At 73.2% G+C, this 19,838-nt stretch carries 20 protein-coding genes and 1 tRNA gene; 6 read left to right on the top strand and 15 right to left on the bottom strand.

Going from position 1 to position 19,838, the window contains the following annotated elements; genetic code table 11:
- Nucleotides 1–14 precede the first annotated feature (14 nt).
- The 3 genes from ACQ1X7_RS02610 to ACQ1X7_RS02600 form a co-directional block, all read right to left on the bottom strand.
- Nucleotides 15–1,160, bottom strand: coding sequence for a transglycosylase family protein (locus tag ACQ1X7_RS02610; RefSeq protein WP_432476586.1), 1,146 nt, complete (start codon nucleotides 1,158–1,160; stop codon nucleotides 15–17).
- 264 nt (nucleotides 1,161–1,424) lie between these two features.
- Complete coding sequence (locus ACQ1X7_RS02605; RefSeq protein WP_432476585.1) at nucleotides 1,425–2,315, bottom strand: TatD family hydrolase; 891 nt, start codon at nucleotides 2,313–2,315, stop codon at nucleotides 1,425–1,427.
- A gap of 46 nt (nucleotides 2,316–2,361) precedes the next feature.
- A complete protein-coding gene (locus tag ACQ1X7_RS02600) occupies nucleotides 2,362–2,568 on the bottom strand; it encodes a hypothetical protein (protein ID WP_432476584.1) in 207 nt (68 codons plus the stop codon).
- Between the two features lie 135 nt (nucleotides 2,569–2,703).
- Between ACQ1X7_RS02600 and ACQ1X7_RS02595 the strand changes: the two genes are divergently transcribed.
- Nucleotides 2,704–3,468 carry a response regulator transcription factor gene (locus ACQ1X7_RS02595; RefSeq protein ID WP_432476583.1) on the top strand — a complete coding sequence of 255 codons (765 nt, stop codon included), beginning with the start codon at nucleotides 2,704–2,706 and terminating at the stop codon, nucleotides 3,466–3,468.
- On the opposite strand, the gene rsmI is transcribed toward ACQ1X7_RS02595, so the two are convergent.
- The gene (rsmI, locus tag ACQ1X7_RS02590; RefSeq protein ID WP_432476582.1) at nucleotides 3,465–4,316 is read right to left on the bottom strand and encodes a 16S rRNA (cytidine(1402)-2'-O)-methyltransferase; all 852 of its coding nucleotides are present in this window, start codon (nucleotides 4,314–4,316) and stop codon (nucleotides 3,465–3,467) included. The two genes, ACQ1X7_RS02595 and rsmI, sit on opposite strands and share 4 nt — an antisense overlap.
- A gap of 25 nt (nucleotides 4,317–4,341) precedes the next feature.
- On the opposite strand from rsmI, the gene ACQ1X7_RS02585 reads away from it, so the two are divergent.
- Nucleotides 4,342–6,063 (top strand): dolichyl-phosphate-mannose--protein mannosyltransferase, encoded by a 1,722-nt coding sequence (locus tag ACQ1X7_RS02585; RefSeq protein ID WP_432476581.1) that lies wholly within the window; start codon nucleotides 4,342–4,344, stop codon nucleotides 6,061–6,063.
- A 22-nt stretch (nucleotides 6,064–6,085) separates the two neighbouring features.
- Here the strand turns inward: ACQ1X7_RS02585 and ACQ1X7_RS02580 are convergent, their stop codons facing one another.
- A complete protein-coding gene (locus ACQ1X7_RS02580; protein ID WP_432476580.1) occupies nucleotides 6,086–6,469 on the bottom strand; it encodes a hypothetical protein in 384 nt (127 codons plus the stop codon).
- A gap of 56 nt (nucleotides 6,470–6,525) precedes the next feature.
- Between ACQ1X7_RS02580 and ACQ1X7_RS02575 the strand changes: the two genes are divergently transcribed.
- On the top strand, nucleotides 6,526–7,776 hold the full coding sequence (locus ACQ1X7_RS02575) for a hypothetical protein (protein WP_432476579.1): 1,251 nt from the start codon (nucleotides 6,526–6,528) through the stop codon (nucleotides 7,774–7,776).
- A 70-nt stretch (nucleotides 7,777–7,846) separates the two neighbouring features.
- On the opposite strand, the gene ACQ1X7_RS02570 is transcribed toward ACQ1X7_RS02575, so the two are convergent.
- The 4 genes from ACQ1X7_RS02570 to ACQ1X7_RS02555 form a co-directional block, all read right to left on the bottom strand.
- Entirely contained in the window at nucleotides 7,847–9,766 is a 1,920-nt protein-coding gene (locus ACQ1X7_RS02570) for a CocE/NonD family hydrolase (protein WP_432476578.1), read from the bottom strand.
- Between the two features lie 103 nt (nucleotides 9,767–9,869).
- Complete coding sequence (locus ACQ1X7_RS02565) at nucleotides 9,870–10,490, bottom strand: hypothetical protein (RefSeq protein ID WP_432476577.1); 621 nt, start codon at nucleotides 10,488–10,490, stop codon at nucleotides 9,870–9,872.
- 40 nt (nucleotides 10,491–10,530) lie between these two features.
- On the bottom strand, nucleotides 10,531–12,222 hold the full coding sequence (locus ACQ1X7_RS02560; RefSeq protein WP_432476576.1) for an MFS transporter: 1,692 nt from the start codon (nucleotides 12,220–12,222) through the stop codon (nucleotides 10,531–10,533).
- Nucleotides 12,219–12,611 carry a hypothetical protein gene (locus ACQ1X7_RS02555; protein ID WP_432476575.1) on the bottom strand — a complete coding sequence of 131 codons (393 nt, stop codon included), beginning with the start codon at nucleotides 12,609–12,611 and terminating at the stop codon, nucleotides 12,219–12,221. The genes ACQ1X7_RS02560 and ACQ1X7_RS02555 overlap by 4 nt, the downstream gene beginning before the upstream one ends.
- Nucleotides 12,612–12,984: 373 nt before the next feature.
- Between ACQ1X7_RS02555 and ACQ1X7_RS02550 the strand changes: the two genes are divergently transcribed.
- Nucleotides 12,985–13,659, top strand: coding sequence for a phosphatase PAP2 family protein (locus ACQ1X7_RS02550; RefSeq protein ID WP_432476574.1), 675 nt, complete (start codon nucleotides 12,985–12,987; stop codon nucleotides 13,657–13,659).
- Between the two features lie 12 nt (nucleotides 13,660–13,671).
- Here the strand turns inward: ACQ1X7_RS02550 and ACQ1X7_RS02545 are convergent, their stop codons facing one another.
- Together ACQ1X7_RS02545 and ACQ1X7_RS02540 are read right to left on the bottom strand one after the other, a co-directional pair.
- A complete protein-coding gene (locus ACQ1X7_RS02545) occupies nucleotides 13,672–14,670 on the bottom strand; it encodes an amidohydrolase family protein (protein ID WP_432476573.1) in 999 nt (332 codons plus the stop codon).
- Nucleotides 14,660–15,073: a metal-sulfur cluster assembly factor gene (locus ACQ1X7_RS02540; protein WP_432476572.1), complete on the bottom strand. Its 414-nt coding sequence runs from the start codon at nucleotides 15,071–15,073 to the stop codon at nucleotides 14,660–14,662. The genes ACQ1X7_RS02545 and ACQ1X7_RS02540 overlap by 11 nt, the downstream gene beginning before the upstream one ends.
- Nucleotides 15,074–15,227: 154 nt before the next feature.
- Between ACQ1X7_RS02540 and ACQ1X7_RS02535 the strand changes: the two genes are divergently transcribed.
- Complete coding sequence (locus ACQ1X7_RS02535; RefSeq protein ID WP_432476571.1) at nucleotides 15,228–16,019, top strand: IclR family transcriptional regulator; 792 nt, start codon at nucleotides 15,228–15,230, stop codon at nucleotides 16,017–16,019.
- On the opposite strand, the gene ACQ1X7_RS02530 is transcribed toward ACQ1X7_RS02535, so the two are convergent.
- A complete protein-coding gene (locus tag ACQ1X7_RS02530; protein ID WP_432476570.1) occupies nucleotides 15,966–17,159 on the bottom strand; it encodes an MFS transporter in 1,194 nt (397 codons plus the stop codon). The two genes, ACQ1X7_RS02535 and ACQ1X7_RS02530, sit on opposite strands and share 54 nt — an antisense overlap.
- Before the next feature lie 194 nt (nucleotides 17,160–17,353).
- Here ACQ1X7_RS02530 and ACQ1X7_RS02525 point away from each other — a divergent pair, with 194 nt between their 5' ends.
- On the top strand, nucleotides 17,354–18,013 hold the full coding sequence (locus ACQ1X7_RS02525; protein WP_432476569.1) for a GAP family protein: 660 nt from the start codon (nucleotides 17,354–17,356) through the stop codon (nucleotides 18,011–18,013).
- An 18-nt stretch (nucleotides 18,014–18,031) separates the two neighbouring features.
- Here the strand turns inward: ACQ1X7_RS02525 and ACQ1X7_RS02520 are convergent, their stop codons facing one another.
- From ACQ1X7_RS02520 to sepX, 3 genes are all read right to left on the bottom strand, one after another.
- A complete protein-coding gene (locus ACQ1X7_RS02520) occupies nucleotides 18,032–18,691 on the bottom strand; it encodes a class E sortase (protein WP_432476568.1) in 660 nt (219 codons plus the stop codon).
- Nucleotides 18,692–18,778: 87 nt separating this feature from the next.
- Nucleotides 18,779–18,851 (bottom strand) — tRNA-Ala (locus ACQ1X7_RS02515).
- 43 nt (nucleotides 18,852–18,894) lie between these two features.
- On the bottom strand, nucleotides 18,895–19,674 hold the full coding sequence (sepX, locus tag ACQ1X7_RS02510) for a divisome protein SepX/GlpR (protein ID WP_432476567.1): 780 nt from the start codon (nucleotides 19,672–19,674) through the stop codon (nucleotides 18,895–18,897).
- Nucleotides 19,675–19,838: the final 164 nt, after the last annotated feature.

The following is a 19,838-nucleotide window of genomic DNA, read 5'->3' as shown; positions in this document are numbered from 1 at the left end:
AGTCAGCGCACCGACTACTGGGGCAGGCCCAGCGAGGCCGAGCACGCCGGCCAGGAGCCGTAGCCGCCGGTGGCGGCGCGGACCTTCTCGGCGATCGCGATCTGCGTCTCGCGGCTGGCCTGGTGGGGGTACCCGGTGCCGCCGTAGGACTGCCACGTGCCGAGGTTGAACTGCAGCCCGCCGTAGTAGCCGTTGCCGGTGTTGATGGCCCAGTTGCCGCCGGACTCGCACTGCGCGAGCTGGTCCCAGACCGTGCTCCCGGAGGCGTAGTTGGTGGTCGGGGCCACCGGCTCCTCCTTGGTGCCGACCTTGACGATCGCGGCGACCGGCTCGCGGAGGACCTCCTGGCGGAGCACCTTGGTGGCCGTGACCTCGCCGTTGCGGGTCGTGATCTTGTAGGTCACGTCGCGCACGCCGGCGCGGCCCTGGCGCACGGTGTCGGTCTTGCCCTCGAGCATCGAGGAGTCCTCGCGCTCGACGGTCGAGAAGTCGATGGCCTCGGCCTTGACCCGCTTGGTCCGGACGTCGATGTCGGTGTACTCGATCCGGTCGCCGTCGTCGAGCTCCTTGTCGGCGCCCGGGGTGATCTGGTCGTGCCGGTCGATCTCCACGCCCAGCTCCTCGAGGGCGTCGCGCGCGGTGAGCGCGGGGATCCGGCGGGTGATGACCTTCTCGTCGGCGATCTTCACGTCGAGGGTCTTCTCGGTGACGACCTCGAGGTCGATGCCCTCGCGGTCGATGCTGCCGCCGCGGCTCACCGACAGGTCGGCGCCCGCGAAGCGGCTGCCGACCTGGGAGAGCGCGCCGGCCACGTCGGTGGCGGTCACCCAGTGGGTGGAGGTCTTGCCGTCCACGGTCAGCTCGAGCGGCCGGGCGAAGCGGACACTGATGGCGCTGCCGTCGGTGACCTCCTCGTCGAGGCTGGGAGCGACGACGTCGCGGTCGCTGACCTCGATGCCCTCGTCCTCGAGCACGTCGCCGACGGTGCCGCCCAGGGCGGAGACCTCACGCTTCTCGCCGTCCAGGGAGACGGTCACGTCGTGGCTCATGGCGCTGTAGCCGAGGGTGGTGCCGCCCACCGCGAGGACCGCGGCGGTCGAGAGTCCGAGGAAGGTGGCCTTGCTGTTCATCAGGCGTGCGATGTAGCTGCGCGTCTGCACGATTCTCCGTACGTCGTACTTCCCGGTCCTCGGGAGCCAGCGCACCCGGACGCACGACGGTCCCACGGTGGTGGGGGTGCGCGAGCGGGGGTTCTCGCGGGTGGGGGTTGCTTGGGGCCCACCCTGGCGCTGACCCGAAATCTGTCCCGATCCCGGCCAACAATCACGAAACGATAACGGGGACCACGGGTCACGCCAACTCCTCGTCCACATGACGTGACGTGGCCCACGTCCGCCGGTGCGGCCGGCCGGCGCCGGGGCGCCTCACCAGGGGCCGCCGAAGGCCTCCTCGGTGTTGCGGTCGAGCGCGCGGCACAGGGTCTCGAGGTCCTCGCCGCGGACCTCGGCCATCGCCCGCACGGTGAGCGGGACGAGGTAGGAGGCGTTGGGACGGCCGCGGTACGGCGTGGGGGTGAGGTACGGCGCGTCGGTCTCGACCAGGATCCGGTCCAGCGGCGCCACGACCAGGGCGTTGCGCAGCGGCGCGGCGTTCTTGAAGGTGACCGGCCCCGCGAAGCTGAGGTAGGCGCCGCGGTCGAGGCAGGCGCGGGCGACCTCGGCGTCGCCGGAGAAGCAGTGCATCACCCACCGCTCGGGGGCACCCTCGGCGTCGACCACCTCCAGCACCTCGTCGTGGGCGTCGCGGTCGTGGATCACCAGGGTCTTGTCGAGCCGCTTCGCGAGGTCGAGGTGGCGGCGGAAGCTGTCGACCTGGGTGGCGCGCCCGTCCTCCCCGGTGCGGAACCGGTCGAGCCCGGTCTCCCCGACCGCGCGCACCTTGTCGTGGGCCTGCGCGAGCCGCTCGATCTCCGCCATCGCCTCGTCGAGCCCGCCCGCTGCGGCCAGTCGCGGCGCCTCGTTGGGGTGCAGCGCGACGCCGGCGACGAGGGCGTCGTGGGCGGCAGCCGCGTCCACCGCCCAGCGTGCGCCCGGCAGGTCGCACCCGATCTGGACGATCCGGGGCACGCCGACGGCCGCGGCAGCGGCGATCGCCTGCTCGGTCGGCCACCACTCGCCGTCGGCGATGTCGAGGTGGCAGTGGTTGTCGACGACCGGGTGCGGGAGCGGCTCCGGCGCCGGCGGCCGCTCGCGGTCGCGCCGGGCACCGGACTTCTCCTCGGTCGCGGCGCGCGAGCGGGTCGGCCTCTGCGTCACGAGGTTCTGTGTAGCACGCGGACCCGACCGGGAGCGCCGCGCCGCCTCACTCGCCTCGCGGGTGCTTCCTGACCCACTGGACCAGCCGGTCCGGCTCCCGGGGCCCCTCGTACGCCGGGTGCTCCTGCTGCTCGACCACGGCCTCCTCGCCGGCGGCCTGGTCCGCGCTGAGCCAGCTGACCGAGCCGGCACCGGCCGCCAGTCCCACCATCACGCCGACGAACCCGGCGACGGCCTCGTACTTGTGTCCCATCTGGATCCCCCTTGGTCGAGTGGACCTTCGAGGCTGCACCGGACCGGCCGGTGGCACCATCCGCGCTTCCGCGTATGGCACGAGCGCACGGCGAGGGGGACGATGGAGCCTCCACGGAGGCACGGGGGTCGGACCATGGCGGGAAGCAACCTGGACGCGCACGACGTCGCGGAGCTCGGGCGCCTGCTCACGCTGGTCGGCGAGCCGGACGGGCCTGCTCTCCCCTGGCCCTTCGCACGCCGGCTGAAGGACCTGATCGGCTGCGACGACCTGACGTTCGTGGGGCAGGACTCCGGGGCGCGGGCGGCGTACTTCGAGCAGTCGATCGAGGACACCGAGTGGTTCGAGAGCCACCCGGTGCCCGACACCCCGGACGAGCCGGCGTTCTGGCACCACTACTGGGCGTGCGAGGCGTGCAGCTACCCCGAGGCCAGCGCCGACTACACCAGCGTGGTCACCGTCTCCGACTTCTACTCCACGCGACAGTGGCACTCGACCGGCATGTACGTCGACTACCTCGGCCCGCTGGGCATCGAGCACGAGCTGATGATGTGCCTCCCCGACGGCCCGGCGCGATCGGTGCGGCTGATCTGCTACCGCGGACCGGGGCGCGACTTCGGCGACCGGGAGCGCCTCCTGCTCCGGCTGCTGCGTCCGCACGTCGCCGAGGCCTACCGGGCCACGGCGCGTCGGGGCCAGGGTGCCGCGGCCCTGACGCCAAGGCAGCTGCAGGTCCTCGAGCTGGTGCGGGACGGTCACACCAACCGCCAGATCGGTCGCCGGATGCGCCTGTCGGAGGGGACCGTGCGGACCCACCTCAACAACATCTTCGAGCGGCTGGAGGTGACCAGCCGGACCGCCGCGGTCGCGCGGGCGCTGGACCGGCCGCCCGTCGCCTAGGGTGCGTCTTCCCGGTGGACGGCGTCGTAGACCTCACGCTTGGGAACACCGGCGGCCCGCGCGACGCGGGCGATCGCCTCCTTGCGCGTGGTGCCGCCGTCGGTCAGCTCGGCGACGGCCGCCCGCCAGGCCGCGGGGTCGGCCGGGACGGCGGCGGGTGGTGCGCCGGCGACCACCAGCGTCACCTCCCCCCGTACGCCGTCGGCGGCCCACGCGGCGAGCTCGGACAGCGGCCCGCGGCGTACCTCCTCGTGGGTCTTGGTCAGCTCGCGGCACACCGCGGCGGGCCGGTCACCCCCGAAGGCGTCGGCCATCGCGGCCAGCGTCGCCGCCGTCCGGTGGGGTGACTCGAAGAAGACCAGGGTGCGCTCCTCGTGGGCCAGGCCGGCGAGGCGGCGCTGCCGCTCCCCCGCCTTGCGGGGCGGGAACCCCTCGAAGCAGAACCGGTCGACCGGCAGCCCCGACACGGCCAGCGCCGTCAGCACCGCGGACGGTCCCGGCACGGCCGTCACGGGGACGCCGGCGTCGACCGCGGCCGCCACCAGCCGGTAGCCCGGGTCGCTCACGCTCGGCATCCCGGCGTCGGTCACGAGGAGCACCCGCTCCCCGGCGCCCAGCGCCTCCAGCAGCGCGGGCGTCCGGGCATGCTCGTTGCCCTCGAAGTACGACAGCACCCGGCCGGACGGCTCGACCCCCAGGTCGCGGCACAGCCGACGCAGCCGACGGGTGTCCTCGGCCGCCACCACGTCCGCGCCCGCGAGCTCGGCGGCCAGCCGCGGCGGCGCGTCCCGCACCTGTCCGATGGGGGTCGCGGCGAGCACCAGGAGGCCGGTCACGCCTCCGATCATGGCAGCCCTGACTACAGTCACCGGGGTGACCGCCCCCGCGCCCGAGAGGCCTGCGTCGCGCGTCGGCCTCTCCCGCACGGCCGGTGGCGACGACGTCCCCCTCGCGCGGGACCGCGCCCGTCGGCGGGGTCGCCTCGAGGACCCCGTGATCGGCTGGACCGCCTCGATCGCGGTGATGCTGCTGGCCTTCGCCCTCCGCCTGGTCCGGCTCGACCAGCCGCGTGAGCTCGCGTTCGACGAGACCTACTACGCCAAGGACGCGTGGTCGCTGGTCCACCACGGCTACGTGCGTGAGTACGTCGAGGACGCCGACAAGCTGATCGAGCGGGGCGACCCGTCCGGGCTGTGGCAGGCCGACCCGTCGATGATCGTCCACCCCGAGGTCGGCAAGTGGCTGATCGGGTCCGGCGAGCTGGCCTTCGGGATGGACCCCACCGGCTGGCGGATCCCGTCGGTGGTCGTCGGGTCGCTGATGGTGCTGGTGATGGTCCGGCTGGTCAGGCGGCTGACCGGGTCGACGCTGCTCGGCTGCGTGGCCGGGCTGCTGCTGGCGCTCGACGGCCTGCACCTCGTGCTGTCGCGGCTGGCGCTGCTCGACATCTTCGTCGCGTTCTTCACCCTCTGCGCGGTCCACTGCCTGGTCGCCGACCGCGCCCACCACCGCGACCGGATGGCCCGGCTGGTCGACGGACCGGTCGGCCGCGCCGGCTGGGGACCGGTCCGGGGGCTGCTGTGGCGTCCGTGGCTGGCGGCGGCGGGGGTGTGCTTCGGGCTCGCCGTCGGCTCCAAGTGGACCGCCCTCTACCCGCTCGCGGCGTTCGGTCTGTTGGTGTGGCTGTGGGACGCCGGGGCGCGACGGAGCTTCGGCGTCCGCTGGGCGGCGCTGCGCTCGGCGGTCGTCGACGGGGTCCCGGCGTTCCTCCACCTGGTGGTCGTCGCCGGCATCGTGTACGTCGCCACCTGGGGCGGCTGGCTCGCCCACGCCGACGAGTACGAGCAGGTGCTGTCGGACACCCAGTACACCCGCTACGACGGCTGGGACGGCGGCTGCAACAAGGAGTCGATGGCGGGCGTGCAGTCGTCCGAACGGCGCTGGCCGACGGCGACGGAGCCCGACGCCTCCGGTCTCGGCGAGGTGGTGCAGTCGCTCCGGTCGCTCTGGTACTACCACCAGGACGTCTACACCTTCCACGCCCACTTCCTCAGCTGCTCCGACCACACCTACGAGTCGCAGCCCTCGGGCTGGCCGCTCCTGGCCAAGCCGGTGGGCGTCAACGCCGACATCGACATCCAGCCCGGGTCCCAGGGCTGCGAGGCGCCGGAGGGGTCGGACTGCCTGCGCAGGGTGCTGCTGATCGGCACCCCGGTGCTGTGGTGGGGGTCGATCCTGGCCCTGATCGCCTCCGCGGTGATCTGGGTCGGGCAGCGCGACTGGCGGTTCGGCGTGCCCGTGGTCGGGACCCTCTCGGCCTGGCTGCCGTGGCTGGCCTACGACGACCGGCCGATCTTCCTGTTCTACGCGATCATGATGCTGCCGTTCATGGTCGTCGCGGTCGCGCTGGTGGGCGGCAAGCTCATCGGCCGGTCCCGCTCACCGTCGCCACGACGTACGGCGGGCGTGGTGGCGCTGGGCTCGTTCGTGGTGCTGGTGCTGCTCAACTTCGCGTGGTTCTGGCCGATCTGGACCAACCAGCTGCTCACCCACTCGGAGTGGCTGGAGCGCACCTGGTTCTCCAGCTGGATCTGACCGTGTCGCGACAGCGGTGGGCTCAGGCCGAGCGCTCGTGCGGGACGTCGAGCGGCGGGACGCCGCCGAGGCCGCGGCGGTAGCGGACCCGGTCGGCGTACGCGTCGAGGGCGGCGTACAGGGTCGAGCGCGCCACCCACGGCAGCGGCTCGGCGCGCTCGCGCCAGGAGTCACCGAAGCTCACCCAGGCCGGCACCCAGTCGGCGGCGTCGTCCCAGGCGCCCCGCTTGGCGGTCAGCATCCGGGTCCGCATCTGGAACGCCTGGCGCGGGCCGTCGGCGCAGTTCGGCGCGGTCGCGACCGGCCACAGGTGCAGGTCGAGCGACATCAGGTGGACCTCGAGCTCGAGGATCACCGCCGGGTCGACCAGGACGGTCGCCACGTTCTCGTGCCGGGCGCGCAGCATGGCGTCACCGTCACCCGACGAGCGGGCATCGGTCAAGGGTGCGCCATGCTGGGGGCGTGCCCCTCCCCTCCTTCGCGGCCGCCGGCAGCGTGCGGCCCGTGGAGCTGGCCCGGCCCGGGGTGCTCACGGCGGCCTGCGCTCCCGCGCTGGCCGTCGAGGCGCCGGCGGACGTCGCCGAGGTGGCGCTGACCACGGGCGAGGACCGCCTCGCCGTGACCCTCGACGACCGCTTCACGCTGGCCGTCACCAGCGGTGGCCGGACGACGACCCACCGCAGCCGCCGCTCCGGCCGGCCCGACGGTCCGGTCGACCGGATCGCCCTCACCCTCACCGGCACCCACCTGGTCGGGTGGGGGCGCGAGGCGGACGGCTGGGTCGCGCGGGGCCGGGTCGACCTCGCCGACCGGGTTCCCACCCGGGACGAGGCGTGGCTGGCGGGCGTGGCCGCCGACGGCGGGGAGCTGCGCGCCTTCGGGCAGCTGGGCCTGCGCGACCTGCGGGCAGTGACCACGGCCGACGGGTCGCCGTACCTGCCGGACGACGGCGGCGTGCTGCTCACCGCCACCTCGGCGGGACCGGGCTTCTTCGACACCGCCCACACCAGCATCTGGCGCCTCGAGCCCGACGTGCTGGAGCTGACCCACCTGAGCGACGTCTTCTTCCGCCGCCCCGACCGTCCGGGCGTGTACGGCGACCACGCCTCCCACCTGGTGCGCGACGGCGACGGCTGGCTGCTGGCGACCAGCACCTGGGGTGACTTCGCGAGCACGGCGCCGGGGGCGACCGTGGGAGCCACGGTCGCCGAGACCGGCGCCGACCTGCTGTCGGGGCGGCACGTCCTCGACACGCGGCCGCTGACGCTGCCCACGACGGGCCTGGCCTCGGTCGGGGTCTGGGACCCGCACCTGGTCCGCACCGACGACGGCTGGCTGGTCACCTACGTGAGTGCCCGACGGTTCTTCGAGTTCGGCCCGGTGCTCGCGAGCGGTCCTGACCTCGACCGGCTCGAGCTGCGCGCCGCCGGGGTCGGACACCTGGAGACCGAGGGGCCGACGCTGCACCGGGTCGACGGCGACTGGCGGGTGCTGGTCAGCGACAGCCGCCGCCGCTGCTACCCCGTGCTGGACCTCGACCTGCGCGAGACCGGCACCCTCGACGCGCCGTACCCCACCAACATCCCGTGGCCGACCCTCGTCGAGCACGCCGGCCGGACGCTCCTGGTCGGCTTCGACGGCGAGGAGTACGGCGGCCGCGTGGTCGGCTACGGCAGCCACGGAGCGGTGCAGCTAGCCCGCGCGGTGGGATAGTTGGACGCGGAAATCACCGTCCAGCGCCCTGAAACGATGATCGTGGCGTCCAACTATCCGAACCGACGGGTCAGTACGGGAAGACGAACCCCTTGACCGGGGGCTCCACCGTCCCGCGCACGAGGTCGCCGCGGGCCGGCAGCCAGGACGGCGCCCGGGCGGCGGCCGTCCGGCGACTCGTCCTGACCTCACCGGGCACCGAGAACGAGCTCGCACCCAGGTCGAGGGTGTAGCGCGAGGTGGGACTGGTGTCGACGTTGCGCAGCCGGCTCGGCGCGGCCGCGACGATCACCAGCCCGAGCCGGTGGCCACGCTCCACGATGGTGTCGTCGGGGTCCATCGTGACCTTGACGTCGTGGGTGCCGGCCCCGTCGAGCCGGGCCCAGCCACGGCCGAGCACCTGCAGCGGCGTGGTCCCGATGTTGCGGCGGACCGTGTAGTAGCACGCGTCGTCGTACGACGTCGACGACCCGTGACAGCTCTCCTGCTGGGTCGTGACGGCGCCGTCGCCGGAGGCGAGCACCCGCTTCCCGAGCCCGTAGTCGACCAGCATCACGCCGACCTGGCCCGTCGGCACCTCGGTGGTGAGGCGCAGCGTGGCCGAGGCGGTCCCGCTGATGCGGGTGTCGCGGCGCAGCGGCCCCGTCGCGTAGAGGAGCCGGCGGGCCTCCGCGCCCGCCGTGAGCGCGGTGTTCTCGGACTGGTTGGGGTCGTTGGTCCACGACGCGGATCCGCGACCGTGCGGGCCCTCGACCATCCTGCCGTCGACGCGCGGGGTGAGCACCGTCCGGCCCCGCGCCGGCCACCGCGACTGGGTCACCCACTCGTCGGGCCGGACCTCCACGTCCACGGTCGGCTCGTCGAGGATGCCGTTGTCGATGCCCATCAGCTCGCTGTCGAACCAGCGGTGCAGGGTACGGACCCACCGCTCCCGGTCGGTGTCGAACGGGTCCACGTGGCCGACCCGGGTCAGCCACATCTTGCGCGTGACGCCCTGGTCGCCGAGCTGCGCCCACCAGCGGGAGAAGTTGCGGGTCTTGACGTTGGTGTCCTGCAGCCCGTGGTAGACGAACACGCTGGCCTCGACGTTGCCGACGTTGGTCACCGGCCCCTGCCGGTGGTCACGCTCGGCCCAGAACTCGTCGTACGCTCCCGTCTCGTCGCCGTCCTCGGCGGCCATCCGCTGCAGCGTCGCGGTGCAGTCGACGGGTTCGGTGCGGTTCTCGGCCACCCGGCGCGACAACCCCGTCGGGTAGTCCCAGCTGAAAGGCAGGCCCTGCGACCGGTCGTAGTCGTACCAGGAGCTGATCGCGGAGATCGGGACGATGGTCTCCAGGCCCTCGACCCCGGTCGCGGCGACCCCGTTGGCCAGGGTGCCGTCGTAGCTCTTGCCGATCATGCCGGTGCGGCCGTCGGTCCAGTCGGCCGTGACCGGCCGGCCCTCGGCGTCGACCGCCTCGGCGTTGCCGTTGAGCCACTCGACGACCGCCTTGACCGAGCCGACGTCGGAGACGCCGCCCTGGTCCACGCAGCCGGTCGAGCGGGCCGTCCCCGCGGTGTCGACGGCGACGAAGGCGTAGCCGCGGGGCACGAAGTAGTTGTCGTAGAACAGGGGGAGCTGCTCGGGCGTCCCGTCCTCGGCGTACGACTTGAACTCGCCCTCGTTGCCGCGACCGAGGCTCAGGTAGTAGGGACTCGCGTCCATCACGACCGGTACGTCGACCCCGGCCCGGTCGAGCTCCACGGGACGGACGATGTCGGCGGCGACCCGGTCGGGCTCGCCGTCACCGTCGAAGTCCGGTGCGGTCACCCACACCGTCTCCCGGATGGCGTCGCGGTAGCTGTGGATCGGCGCGGAGCGGCCGTTCTCCAGCCGGTAGGGGCGTTCGGTGCCGGCAGCGCCCGCGGGCGGGCCGACCACGCTCAGGCCGGCGAGGGCCAGGGCAGCGGCGGTGAGGACGGTCGGGAGGGGGTGGGGGGCGCGAGACACGAGGCGACCTCGGAGGGAGGGCCCTGGTGGCCGAGTCCACCGTGGGCTGGACCTTCACCCAACGTCACGCCGTGCCCTGCGTCAAGGACCCGGCGACCGCGGCTCAGGCGTGCTCGCGCCACGACAGGGGGCCGCCGGCGTCCGGGACCTCGTCGTGGTGGACCAGCAGGGCTTCGTCGAAGACCTGGTTGATGCTGCTGCCGCACTGGGCGATGTCGTCGCCGTACACGTGCAGGGACACGGTGATGCCGGTCGGCGACGCGCTGCTGACCCGGTGGATGTTCTCCTGCGGCGGCACCAGGGTGCACACCGAGCCGGCGCCGTTGCGCTCGCTGCCGGTGACGAGGAGCGCCTTCCGTCCCTCCTGCTCGACCAGGTGGAACCGTTCCTCGTCCTCCTCGCCCTCGAGCACGCCGACGACGCACCAGCACCGGTGGTCGTGGATCGGCGTCTTCTGCCCGGGGCGCCACACCAGCGCCACCAGCGAGTAGGAGCCCTCGGGGTGCACGTGGACGACGTGCTGCCGGTAGCTGTCGTCGGCCGGCACCCGGTGCTCGGGCCCGATCGCCTCGGGATGGGCCAGCAGGTCGTGGAGGCGTTCGGCGGCGGCGACGGCCCGCGCCGTCGCGTCGGTGGTGGTCGCCACCACCTGGTCCATGGCCTCGGTGAACCGGTCCAGCGCGTCGGTCGTGGCCGGTCCCCCGTGTGGTGCGTACGACGTCACGGCTGCTCCCCTCTCCCCGGTCGTGTGTCCCCCGACCTTCTCACTCCCGGCGACGCCGCGCCATCCGGCCCCGCCCCGCTCCCGCGGACGACGCCTGCCGGCCCCCGTCGGGCCCGGGCGGACCGTGCGGCAGCTGCCGCGTGGTGGCGAGGGAGAGCAGGGCCAGGAATGCCGCGGCGAGCAGCCCGGCCTTGAGCGCCTGGATCTGCGCCGCCTCGTAGTCCTCGACGATCGCCTCGGCGGTCGGGTCGTCCAGGCCCGCCTCCCGGGCGGCCACGCCGACCTGGTCGGCGGACACGAAGTCGATCCCCGACCCGACGGCGACGCCGACCTGGTCGGCGACCTCGCTGCTGATCCGGTCGTCGTCGGCGACGTTGTTGACGAAGGAGGTGGTGAGGCCGGAGAGGACGATCGCCCCGAGCAGGGCGACGCCCAGCGACGAGCCGAGCTGCTGGCCGGTGAACTGCAGCCCGCCGGCCTCCCCCCGGCCCGAGGCGTCGACCGAGGACTGCACGACGTTCCCGAGCTGGGAGGCGATCAGCCCCATCCCCACGCCGAGCACCGCCATCGCCCACCCGAAGCTCGACTCGTCCAGCTCCGGCTCGACCGTGGCCAGCAGCAGGATCGTCGCGACCAGAGCCGTGGCCAGGCCGGCGCGCACGATCGACCGGATGGAGAAGCGGCCGGACAACCGGGACCCGGCTGCCGAGGCCAGGAACATGGCGATCGAGACGGGGAGCATCTTCAGGCCGGTCTCCAGGGCGTCCAGGCCGATCACCAGCTGCAGGTAGAGCGGGATGGTGAAGAAGACGCCCATCAGGATCAGGTTCTGGCTGAACAGGCCGAGCAGGCCGGAGCGCAGCGGGGCGATGTCGAGCAGCGCGAGGTGCACCAACGGGTCGCGGCCCCTGCTCTCGCGGTGGCGTTGCCAGGCCGCGAACGCCCACAGCAGCACCGCTCCGAGGCCGATCACGAAGACGGTCAACGAGAAGCCGAACAGCGTTGCCGGGGAGTCCTCCTTCGGCCGCACCCAACCCCACGTGCTCGACTGCAGCACCCCGAGCACGACCAGGCCCAGGCCCGCCGCGGACAGTGCGGCGCCGACCAGGTCGAGCCGGGGCGCTGCTCCGGTGGTCGGGGCGTCGACCACCTTCGGGGTCATCACCAGGATCAGCGCCACCAGCAGCACCTCGCCGGCGAAGATCAGCCGCCAGGAGTACTCCGTGGTCGCCCACCCGCCGAGGATCGGGCCGACCGCGATCCCGGCCCCCGCGACGCCGCCGATGACGGCGTACGCCACCTTGCGCGAGGCCCCCTCGAAGTTCCCCGCGATCAGCGCCACCATCGCCGGCAGGACCAGCGCGGCGCCGAGGCCCTCCAGGACCGACCACCCCAGGGTCAGGACCGCCACGGTCGGCGCCACCGCGGTCAGCGCCGAGCCGGCGGCGTAGATGACCAGGCCGATCACGAACGTCCGCTTCCGGCCGATGATGTCGCCGATCTTGCCGCCGGTGAGCATGAACATGGCCATCACCAGGCAGTAGAGGGTGATCACGGCCTGGATCGTGGTGACGGTGGTGTCGAAGTCGTCGACCAGGGCGCTGATCGAGACGTTCATCGCCGACTGGTCCAGCACCATCACGAACTGGGCGACGGCCAGCGCCACCAGCGGCAACCAGCCCGCCGGCGGCGCCGATCCCGTCGGTGCCTCCTGCGACTCAGCCGCCGTCACGGTCGCGCCCCCTCACTCCCGGGCTCTCGCGATCCCACCGGGTGACGTCCAGTATCGACCGTGCCGCATGCCCGCGGCGTCCTCCGATCCGGACGAGGTCGGCCGGACACAGGGTCGTGCCGCTGCGGCACGTGCCGCAGGTGGAGGACCAGCATCTGCAGGGTGGAGACCAGGTAGAACGCGTGCAGGCCCCAGATCGGGCCGACGGGCAGGGTGACGACGTAGACCGTCTGGACCAGGTTCCCGACGTTGGCCAGCACCAGGCTGGACCGGCTGTACGACGACAGCTCGCGGGTCCGGACGGCCCGGACGAGCATCGGCAGGTAGCTCCCGACGAAGATCGTGGTCGCGATCGAGCCGGCGAGGACCGGAAGCTGGCTGGGTTCCACACCTCCATGAGGGCTCGGACGGGCCGGGAACGACTTCGGGCTTCCCACCCATCCCGGTCCCGGCCGGCGTGCGCAGATCTGCGGATCCGGCCCGACCTTGACGCGAGCAGTTTCGGATCGGCCACCATGGCGGGATGGGGGCGGGCAGGATCGGGACCAGGCCGCGGGCCCACCTGGCGTTGACGCTGCTCGCGGTGGGGTACGTCGCGGCGTTCTGGCTCGTCTACCACGTCACCGTCCGCACGACCTCCGGGCGCCGCTTCGGGGACGCCTCGCTCCGCGGTGCCCTCCTCACCAACCGCCCGTTCGCGGGAACGGTCGACACCGTCCTGGACGTCGTGTCCGCTGCGTCGCTGCTCGGGGCGATGCCGTGGTGGCCGCGGTCGCCCTCGTCCGGCTCGAGCGGCTCGTCGGTCTGGCCGCGGTCGGGCTCGCCGTGGCGGCCAACGCCACCACGTGGCTGCTCAAGGCCACCCTCCCGAGACCCGACCTGGGCGTCGAGGAGATCACGCCGGCCACCCTCAACAGCATGCCCAGCGGTCACAGCACCGCCGTCTTCTCTGCCGTGGCCGCACTCCTGTTCGTCCTCCCACGTCGGTGGCGGAGACCGGCTGCGCTGACCGGAGGCGCCGCGTCAGTCCTGGTCGCGCTCGCCACGATGTCCGCCGGTTGGCACCGCGCCGGCGACTCGATGGCCGGCTTCTTCGTCGTGGGCTTCTGGTCCGCATTCTCGGCGGGCGTGGTCGTCGCCCTGGAACCACCTGATCGCATGGTCGCTGTCTCCGCGACACGCGTCGAGCTGCAGGAGATGCGGTGGCCCGCCGTGGCCGCCCTGGCGGCCGGCATCGTCGGCCTGACGTTCGCCCTGTCCCTCGACGCCATGCCGTCCCTGCAGACCACCGCCGCCGGCGCAGGAGCCGCGCTCGTGGCGGCGGCCCTGCTGCTCGGCGGCGCCGTGGTCGCGACGCTCCTCGGCATCCTGGTCGCCTTCGACCTGGCGGGCCCGCGCACCGGCGAGGCACGGGACCGCGGGTCCAGCGCGAGGTGAGCCCGCGGACCGTCAGGCGGTGAGCCGCGCCCGGGTCTCCTCGACGTCCATGCCGTGGAGCTTCACCAGGTTCTCGCCCAGGATCTTGCGCTTGGCCTGCTCGGTGAGCTGCGGGTATCCGTAGCCGTCACAGAGGTCCTGGGGCAGCTCGAAGTTCCAGAACGCCTCGAGGGCCCACTGTGGCTGCCAGATCGGGGCCTCGGAGCCGTAGACGATCTTGTCCTCACCGCACCAGAACAGCAGCTTGCCGAGCAGCTCGGCGAAGAGCCGGGGCGCCCGCACCACGAAGTTGATCGAGGCCGCCAGCGACGCGTACAGGTTGGGGTAGCGGATCAGCTGCCAGCACGTCTCGTCGATGAACGGCAGCCCGACGTGGTAGATCACGAAGTTGATGCCCGGGAAGTTGCCGGCCGCGCCGTCCATGTCCCAGGTCTGGGTGTGCTCGATCATCTGCGGGCCCAACGGCACGCCCTTGTGCACACCGACCAGGTTCACCCCGAGGTCCTCCAGCCGCTCGAAGATCGGGAAGGCCACCTGCGGGTCGTCCATCCGCCAGGGCACCTGGCCGCCGTCCTCGTAGCGCACGTTGTAGAACTTGAACGCCCGGGCGCCGTACTCCTCCACCTGGCGGGTGACGTCGTCCAGTGCCTTCTTGCCCTCCAGGGGGTTCACGGTTCCCCACAGCACGGTGCGGTCGGGATCGAGCCGGGCCAGCTTCGCGCACTCCTGCCACGGCGACAGGCCGTCGCGGTAGAGGTCGGTCAGCGGGAGCGGCATCGCGACGAGCATGTCGGTCTGCGAGTGCTCGTAGACCATCTCGTGGATCTCCTCCACGCTCCACTTCTTCAGGAACTCCTCCGCGCTCATCAGCGGTTGCCCCTCGGGGGTGAGCACCGTGTGGAAGGCGTAGAGGTGGTTGGAGAACATCTGGCCGGCAGCCCCGTACGCGTTGTCCGCCTCGAAGTTGAACGGGTGCGCGACCCCGTCGAACACCAGTGCGTCACCGATCATGGGAGTCCTCCGTGTCGTGGTGGGTCGGCCAGTGCCGGGCGACGTACGCCGCCGGGTCGTCGACGCTGCTCGGGTCGGGCAGGAAGTGCAGCTTGCTGCGGGCGCTCTCGGAGAGCCGGGACGGCGACCAGGCCTCGTGCCAGATGAGCTCCACGCTCGCGCTGCGGACCCCCGGCAGCGAGCACACGGCGGCCTCGATGTCGGTGAGCACCTGCGTCGCGAACGGGCACCAGCCCGAGGTGAGCATCAGCTCGACGCGAGCGGCGCTGCCGTCGACCTCGGCGCGGTGCAGCAGCCCCATGTCGACCACGGAGATGCCCTTGTCCCGGCAGCACGGGTCGTAGACCCCGCTGAGGACCTCGCGCACCGACGCGTCGATGGTCACGTCCTCCTGCACCGTCATCGGGGCCTCCTGCCCGTGCACACGCCGTGGTGCCGCTCCGGTCAGTCTCGACCCGCCCCGAGCCGTCCGGTACCCCCGTGATTTCGCATCACGAAACGCTGGACGGCTCCGGGAGGCGTGCCTACCGTGGAGCCGAGGAGGCGGGAGCGGAGTCGTGACGCCAGCGGGGGGATCGGTCTCGGGGAAGGCGGGCGCGCCGCCGGAGGACTACGTCCAGAGCGTGGGGCGCGCGATGCGCGTCCTGGAGGTCGTCAGCACCCATCCCGGGCTGCCCGTGAAGTCGATCGCCCGGCGCTGCTCCCTCAACATCTCGACCACCTACCACCTGGTGCGCACGCTGGCCTACACCGGCTACCTGGTCCGGCTCGCCGACGGCACCTACGTCACCGGTGACGAGGTCGCCCGGCGCTACCACGAGCTGGTCGCGTGGCTGGACCGTCCGTCGGACGCGATCGTCGTGCTCGGGCAGCTCACCGAGCGGGTCGGGCTGAGCGCCTACCTCGGCCTGCTCCGCGACGGACGGATCACCATCGTCGGCGTCGTCGAGGGACCGGGCTCGCCGTACCTCGAGGACCTCGAGGTGGGACTCGACGTCTCGGCGCACGCGACGGCGCTCGGGAAGGCGCTGCTGGCCGCGATGGGCGCCCCGGAGCGCCGGGAGTTCCTCAGCCACCACGAGCTCCGCCCGTTCACCGCCAACACCCGCACCGACCCCGTGGTCCTGGACCGCGAGCTCGGCGCGGCCCGGTCCGGGTCGCCGGTGGTGGAGCACGGGGAGTTCCGCGACGGGGTCGCGTGTGCCGCCGCGGTGGTCCCGCGGCGGCAGGGTGACGACCCGACCTGGGCGATCGCCGTCGCGGCCCGCGGTGAGGACGTCCCCGCCGCCGTCCGCTCAGAGGTGGCCCTGGCCGCCGCCGACCTCGCGGGCGGGTCGCGCGCGTCCTGACCCCGCAGGCCGTGACAGCGCCCACCACGCGAGGCCGGCCGGGAGCAGGGGGAGGCCGGCCAGGAGCAGCAGCGCCGGCGTGGCGACCGCGAGGCCGAGCAGCCCGGCGCCCAGCACGGGCGCGACCAGGCCGGCCACCCCCCAGGCGGAGAACACCCGGGCGTAGGCCCGAGGGAAGGCGGCGACGCCGACCAGGTCGGCGGTCGCGGCGGGCACGAGGGCCGACACCGCGCCGTAGCAGAAGCCGAGCAGGGCGCACCCGGCGACGAGTGCCGCCTCGCCACCCAGGGTGACCGCGCCCAGCGCGAGGACCTGGGCGGCGACCGCCGCGGCCAGGCTGGGCAGGCGGCCGACCAGGTCGGAGGCCCACCCGGCGCAGAGGCGACCGCCCAGGTTGCCCCCGCCCAGCGCCGCCACCGTGAGACCGGCGGCCCCGGCGCCGAGCCCGTGCAGGTCGGCCAGCGCCACCGCGTGGGCGAAGACCATCAGGGCCGGAGCCGTCCCTCCGGCGAACAGCAGCCACAGCCAGGGCACCGTGCCGGGCGGGGCGGCTCCCGCCGACGCGGTGGCGTCGGCGACGTCCCGGTGAGGCGACGAGACCGGCGCGAGCAGGGCGGCCAGCAGGAGCAGCGCACCGGCCACCACCCCCAGCCCGAGGGTGCACGCTCGCCAGCCGTGCTCGGCGATCAGCGACGGCCCGACCACGCCGAGCAGCAGCGGCCCCCCGGCGTACGCCGCCACGACCAGCCCGGTCGCGGCTCCCCGACGACGGAGGGGCACCCACGAGGCGAGCGTCGTGGCCACCGAGTAGGCCACACCGTTCGTCGCGCCGAACAGCCCCGAGACGCCCAGCACCAGTCCGACCGGGTCCCGCCACGCCCCGGCGAGGACCAGGCCGCCCCCGGCGGCCACCGCCGACGCGACCAGCAGGGTCCGCGGTCCGAGGCGGCCGAGGGCGCGGCCGGTGACCAGCACGGTCGCGGCCATCACGGCGACGGCCAGGGCGAACACCGCAGCCGCCCCGCTGGACGAGATCCCCACGTCCCGGGCGGCCTCGTCCGCGATCAGGCTCCAGGCGAACAGGGACCCCACGGCCGCGTTCGCCGCGACACCGGCCAGCACCAGACGCTGCGTGGTCATCGATGCGTCCCCCCGGCGCCGAGGCTGGTGACGAGCTCAGAGACCGCTCACTGTGCCCCGAGGCCGCGCCGGCGTCCAGACGGTCCACCGCCGGCGAGGACGGCCGCGGACCTCGCGGGGCGTTAGGCTCCGGATGAGCAGCCGCTCGCCTGACCGGTCGACGAGGGAGCCATGGCACGAGATCGGCGACCGACATGATCATCGAGGTCGTCGTGCTCGCCCTGGTCAGCACCGTGCGTCCGACCAGCCTCGCGGCCGTCTACGCGATCCTGTCCGACCCCTCCGCCCGGCGCTACCTGTTCGCGTACGTCGTGACCGGCCTGTCCTGCACCATCGCCTTCGGTGTCCTGGTCGTCGGCGCGTCGCACGGCATCGACCTGCACACCGGGAGCGACCGGACCAAGGCCGTCGCCGACATCCTCGGGGGCCTGGTCCTGGTGGGCTTCGGGATCGGGGTCCTCACCGGCCGCGTCCCGCACCGACCGCGCCGCGAGGCACCCGGTCCCGGTCGCGGCCTGCAGGAGCGTCTCGGCGGGAAGCTGACCATGACGACCGCCGCCGTGGCCGGCCCGCTGACGCACATCCCGGGGATCTTCTACCTGGTGGCGCTCAACGTCATCGTGGCCCACAACGTCCGGGCGGCGGCGGCCCTCGGGGCGGTGGTGACCTACAACGCGATCTGGTTCACCCTCCCCCTGCTGGCGCTGGTGACCTGCATCGTGCGCCCGGCGGCGGCCCGTGAGCTGGTCGAGGCGGTCCGCGACTGGGTGCGCGCCCACTCCCGCACCATCCTGCTGGCCACGGCGTTCCTGGTCGGTCCGGCCCTCGTCGTCCGCGGCGTCCTGAACCTCTGACGGCCGTCGTCCGGCGTCTCAGCGCGCAGACGCGGACACCAGGTGGCCGAACGCGACGAGGCGGTCGTCGGTGTGGAACAGCTCGGCACAGGTCGTCAGCGTCAGCAGCCTCTGGCCGGGCCGCTGGTCGGGCTGGACGCCGCCGGCCGGGTTCGTGGGGAGGGCGTCGAGCACCCACGTCTGGTCGAACCCGACGACGAGGTCGTCACCACCGGTGTCGAGCACGTAGGTGTAGACGGTGTCCCTGGTCTCGATCACGACCTCGTCCCCGGGTTCGAGGTCGGGCATGTCGGCCAGCGGCTCACCGTGGGTGACCCGGTGGCCCGCGATGGCGACGTTGCCCTTCTCCCCCGGGTCGTCGGTCCCCTCGAGGTGCCCGAAGCCGGCGGCCAACGCCTCGTCGGAGGTGCCGTCGAGGAGCGGGACGGCGTACTCGGAGCCGAACGCCGGGATCCGCACCACCGCGGTCGCGCTCCCCTCGCCCACCCTCGCGAGCTGCGCGCCTGCGGCCCACTCCTGCCGGAGGTCGTCGGCGATGGCCTCGTGGCGGCGTTCGGACATCCACGTCGTTCCCCAGAACTGCCAGCCGACCCAGCCCAGCAGACCCACGCCGGCGACGATGCACACGGCCCCGGCGACGAGCAGCACCCGGCGGCGGCGTGATCGGTCCCGGACCATGGGTCCAGTGTGACGGCTCGGGGCGCGGATTCCGGTGCGCCGTCGGCGGAAGAGGTCTCCACGGGGTGCGCTCGAGGGGCGCTTCGGTGGAGCTGAGGGGATTCGAACCCCTGACCTTCTCATTGCGAACGAGACGCGCTACCAACTGCGCCACAGCCCCAAGCGAGGTCAGACGTTAGCACCCGGTCACGGGCGTCTCCGAATCAGGATCCGGTCGCGCGCCGCTGGTCGGCGTGACTGCGCCGGAGCCGCTCGGCCTCGTCGGCCTCGCGGGCCAGGGCGGTGTCGGCCTCGGTGCGACCGGAGGTCCAGACGCCGGTGGAGTCGAGGTCGATGGTCCGGACGGTACGTCGCGCCGCGGCGGGGGCGGTGACGTAGGTCGGCAGGGTGACCGGCATGGGATCCCAGAGGCTGGGGTCGGTGACGGCCGGGGTCTGCGAGGTGTCGTCGAGGGCGTCGTCGGTCGGCTCGCCGTCGGCGGCGACCGCGTCGTCGGCCGGCTCCTCGGGGTGGCCGAGGGAGCTGTCGAAGCGCTGGTTGCGCTCGCGCCGGACCATCAGTCGGCAGGCGACCAGCCAGGCCACCAGGAGCGTCGCCGGGACGGCGACCCACCACCACGCGATCAGGCCGAACGCGGCGACACCGCCGGTGGCCAGCAGTCCGAGCAGGATCGTGCCGAGCACGCGACGGCGGCGACGGGCCGCGCGGCGCGCGCTCTCACGCTCGGGGCGCCCGGCCGCCGGCCCGGCCGCGCGGGCCTTGGTGGTGACGACCGGAGGAGCGGGCTGGCGGCCCGGGCTCACGACCAGCCGGGTGCTGCGCCGGTCGACGGGCTCGCGTCGTGCGAGCACCCGCATGGTGTGCGAGAACCGGTCGACCGACCGGCTCCGGACGACGTCGTCGTGGTGCTTGAGTGCCTTGGGGACCAGGTAGACGGCCCAGGCCACCGCCAGGGCCACGAAGATGAGCGCAGAGAGGTCCACGGAGCCGAGCGTAAGTTGACCGCCGAGGCGCGGCCCGCAGCGTCGCGGGTGTGTCGCAAAATCACTCGTGTGACTGGTGTGGTTGAGCGGCGGCCGCGCCGGTTTCCCCGGCCGGCCGGGGAAACCAGAGCTCTGTCACCGATGCATCCGTCACGAGCCGCCAG

This window comes from Nocardioides sp. GXQ0305 (assembly GCF_050880345.1).
Taxonomy (GTDB): domain Bacteria; phylum Actinomycetota; class Actinomycetes; order Propionibacteriales; family Nocardioidaceae; genus Nocardioides.
The sequence above is the reverse complement of the archived record's forward strand: the minus strand, read 5'-3'. Positions and strand labels throughout refer to the sequence as shown.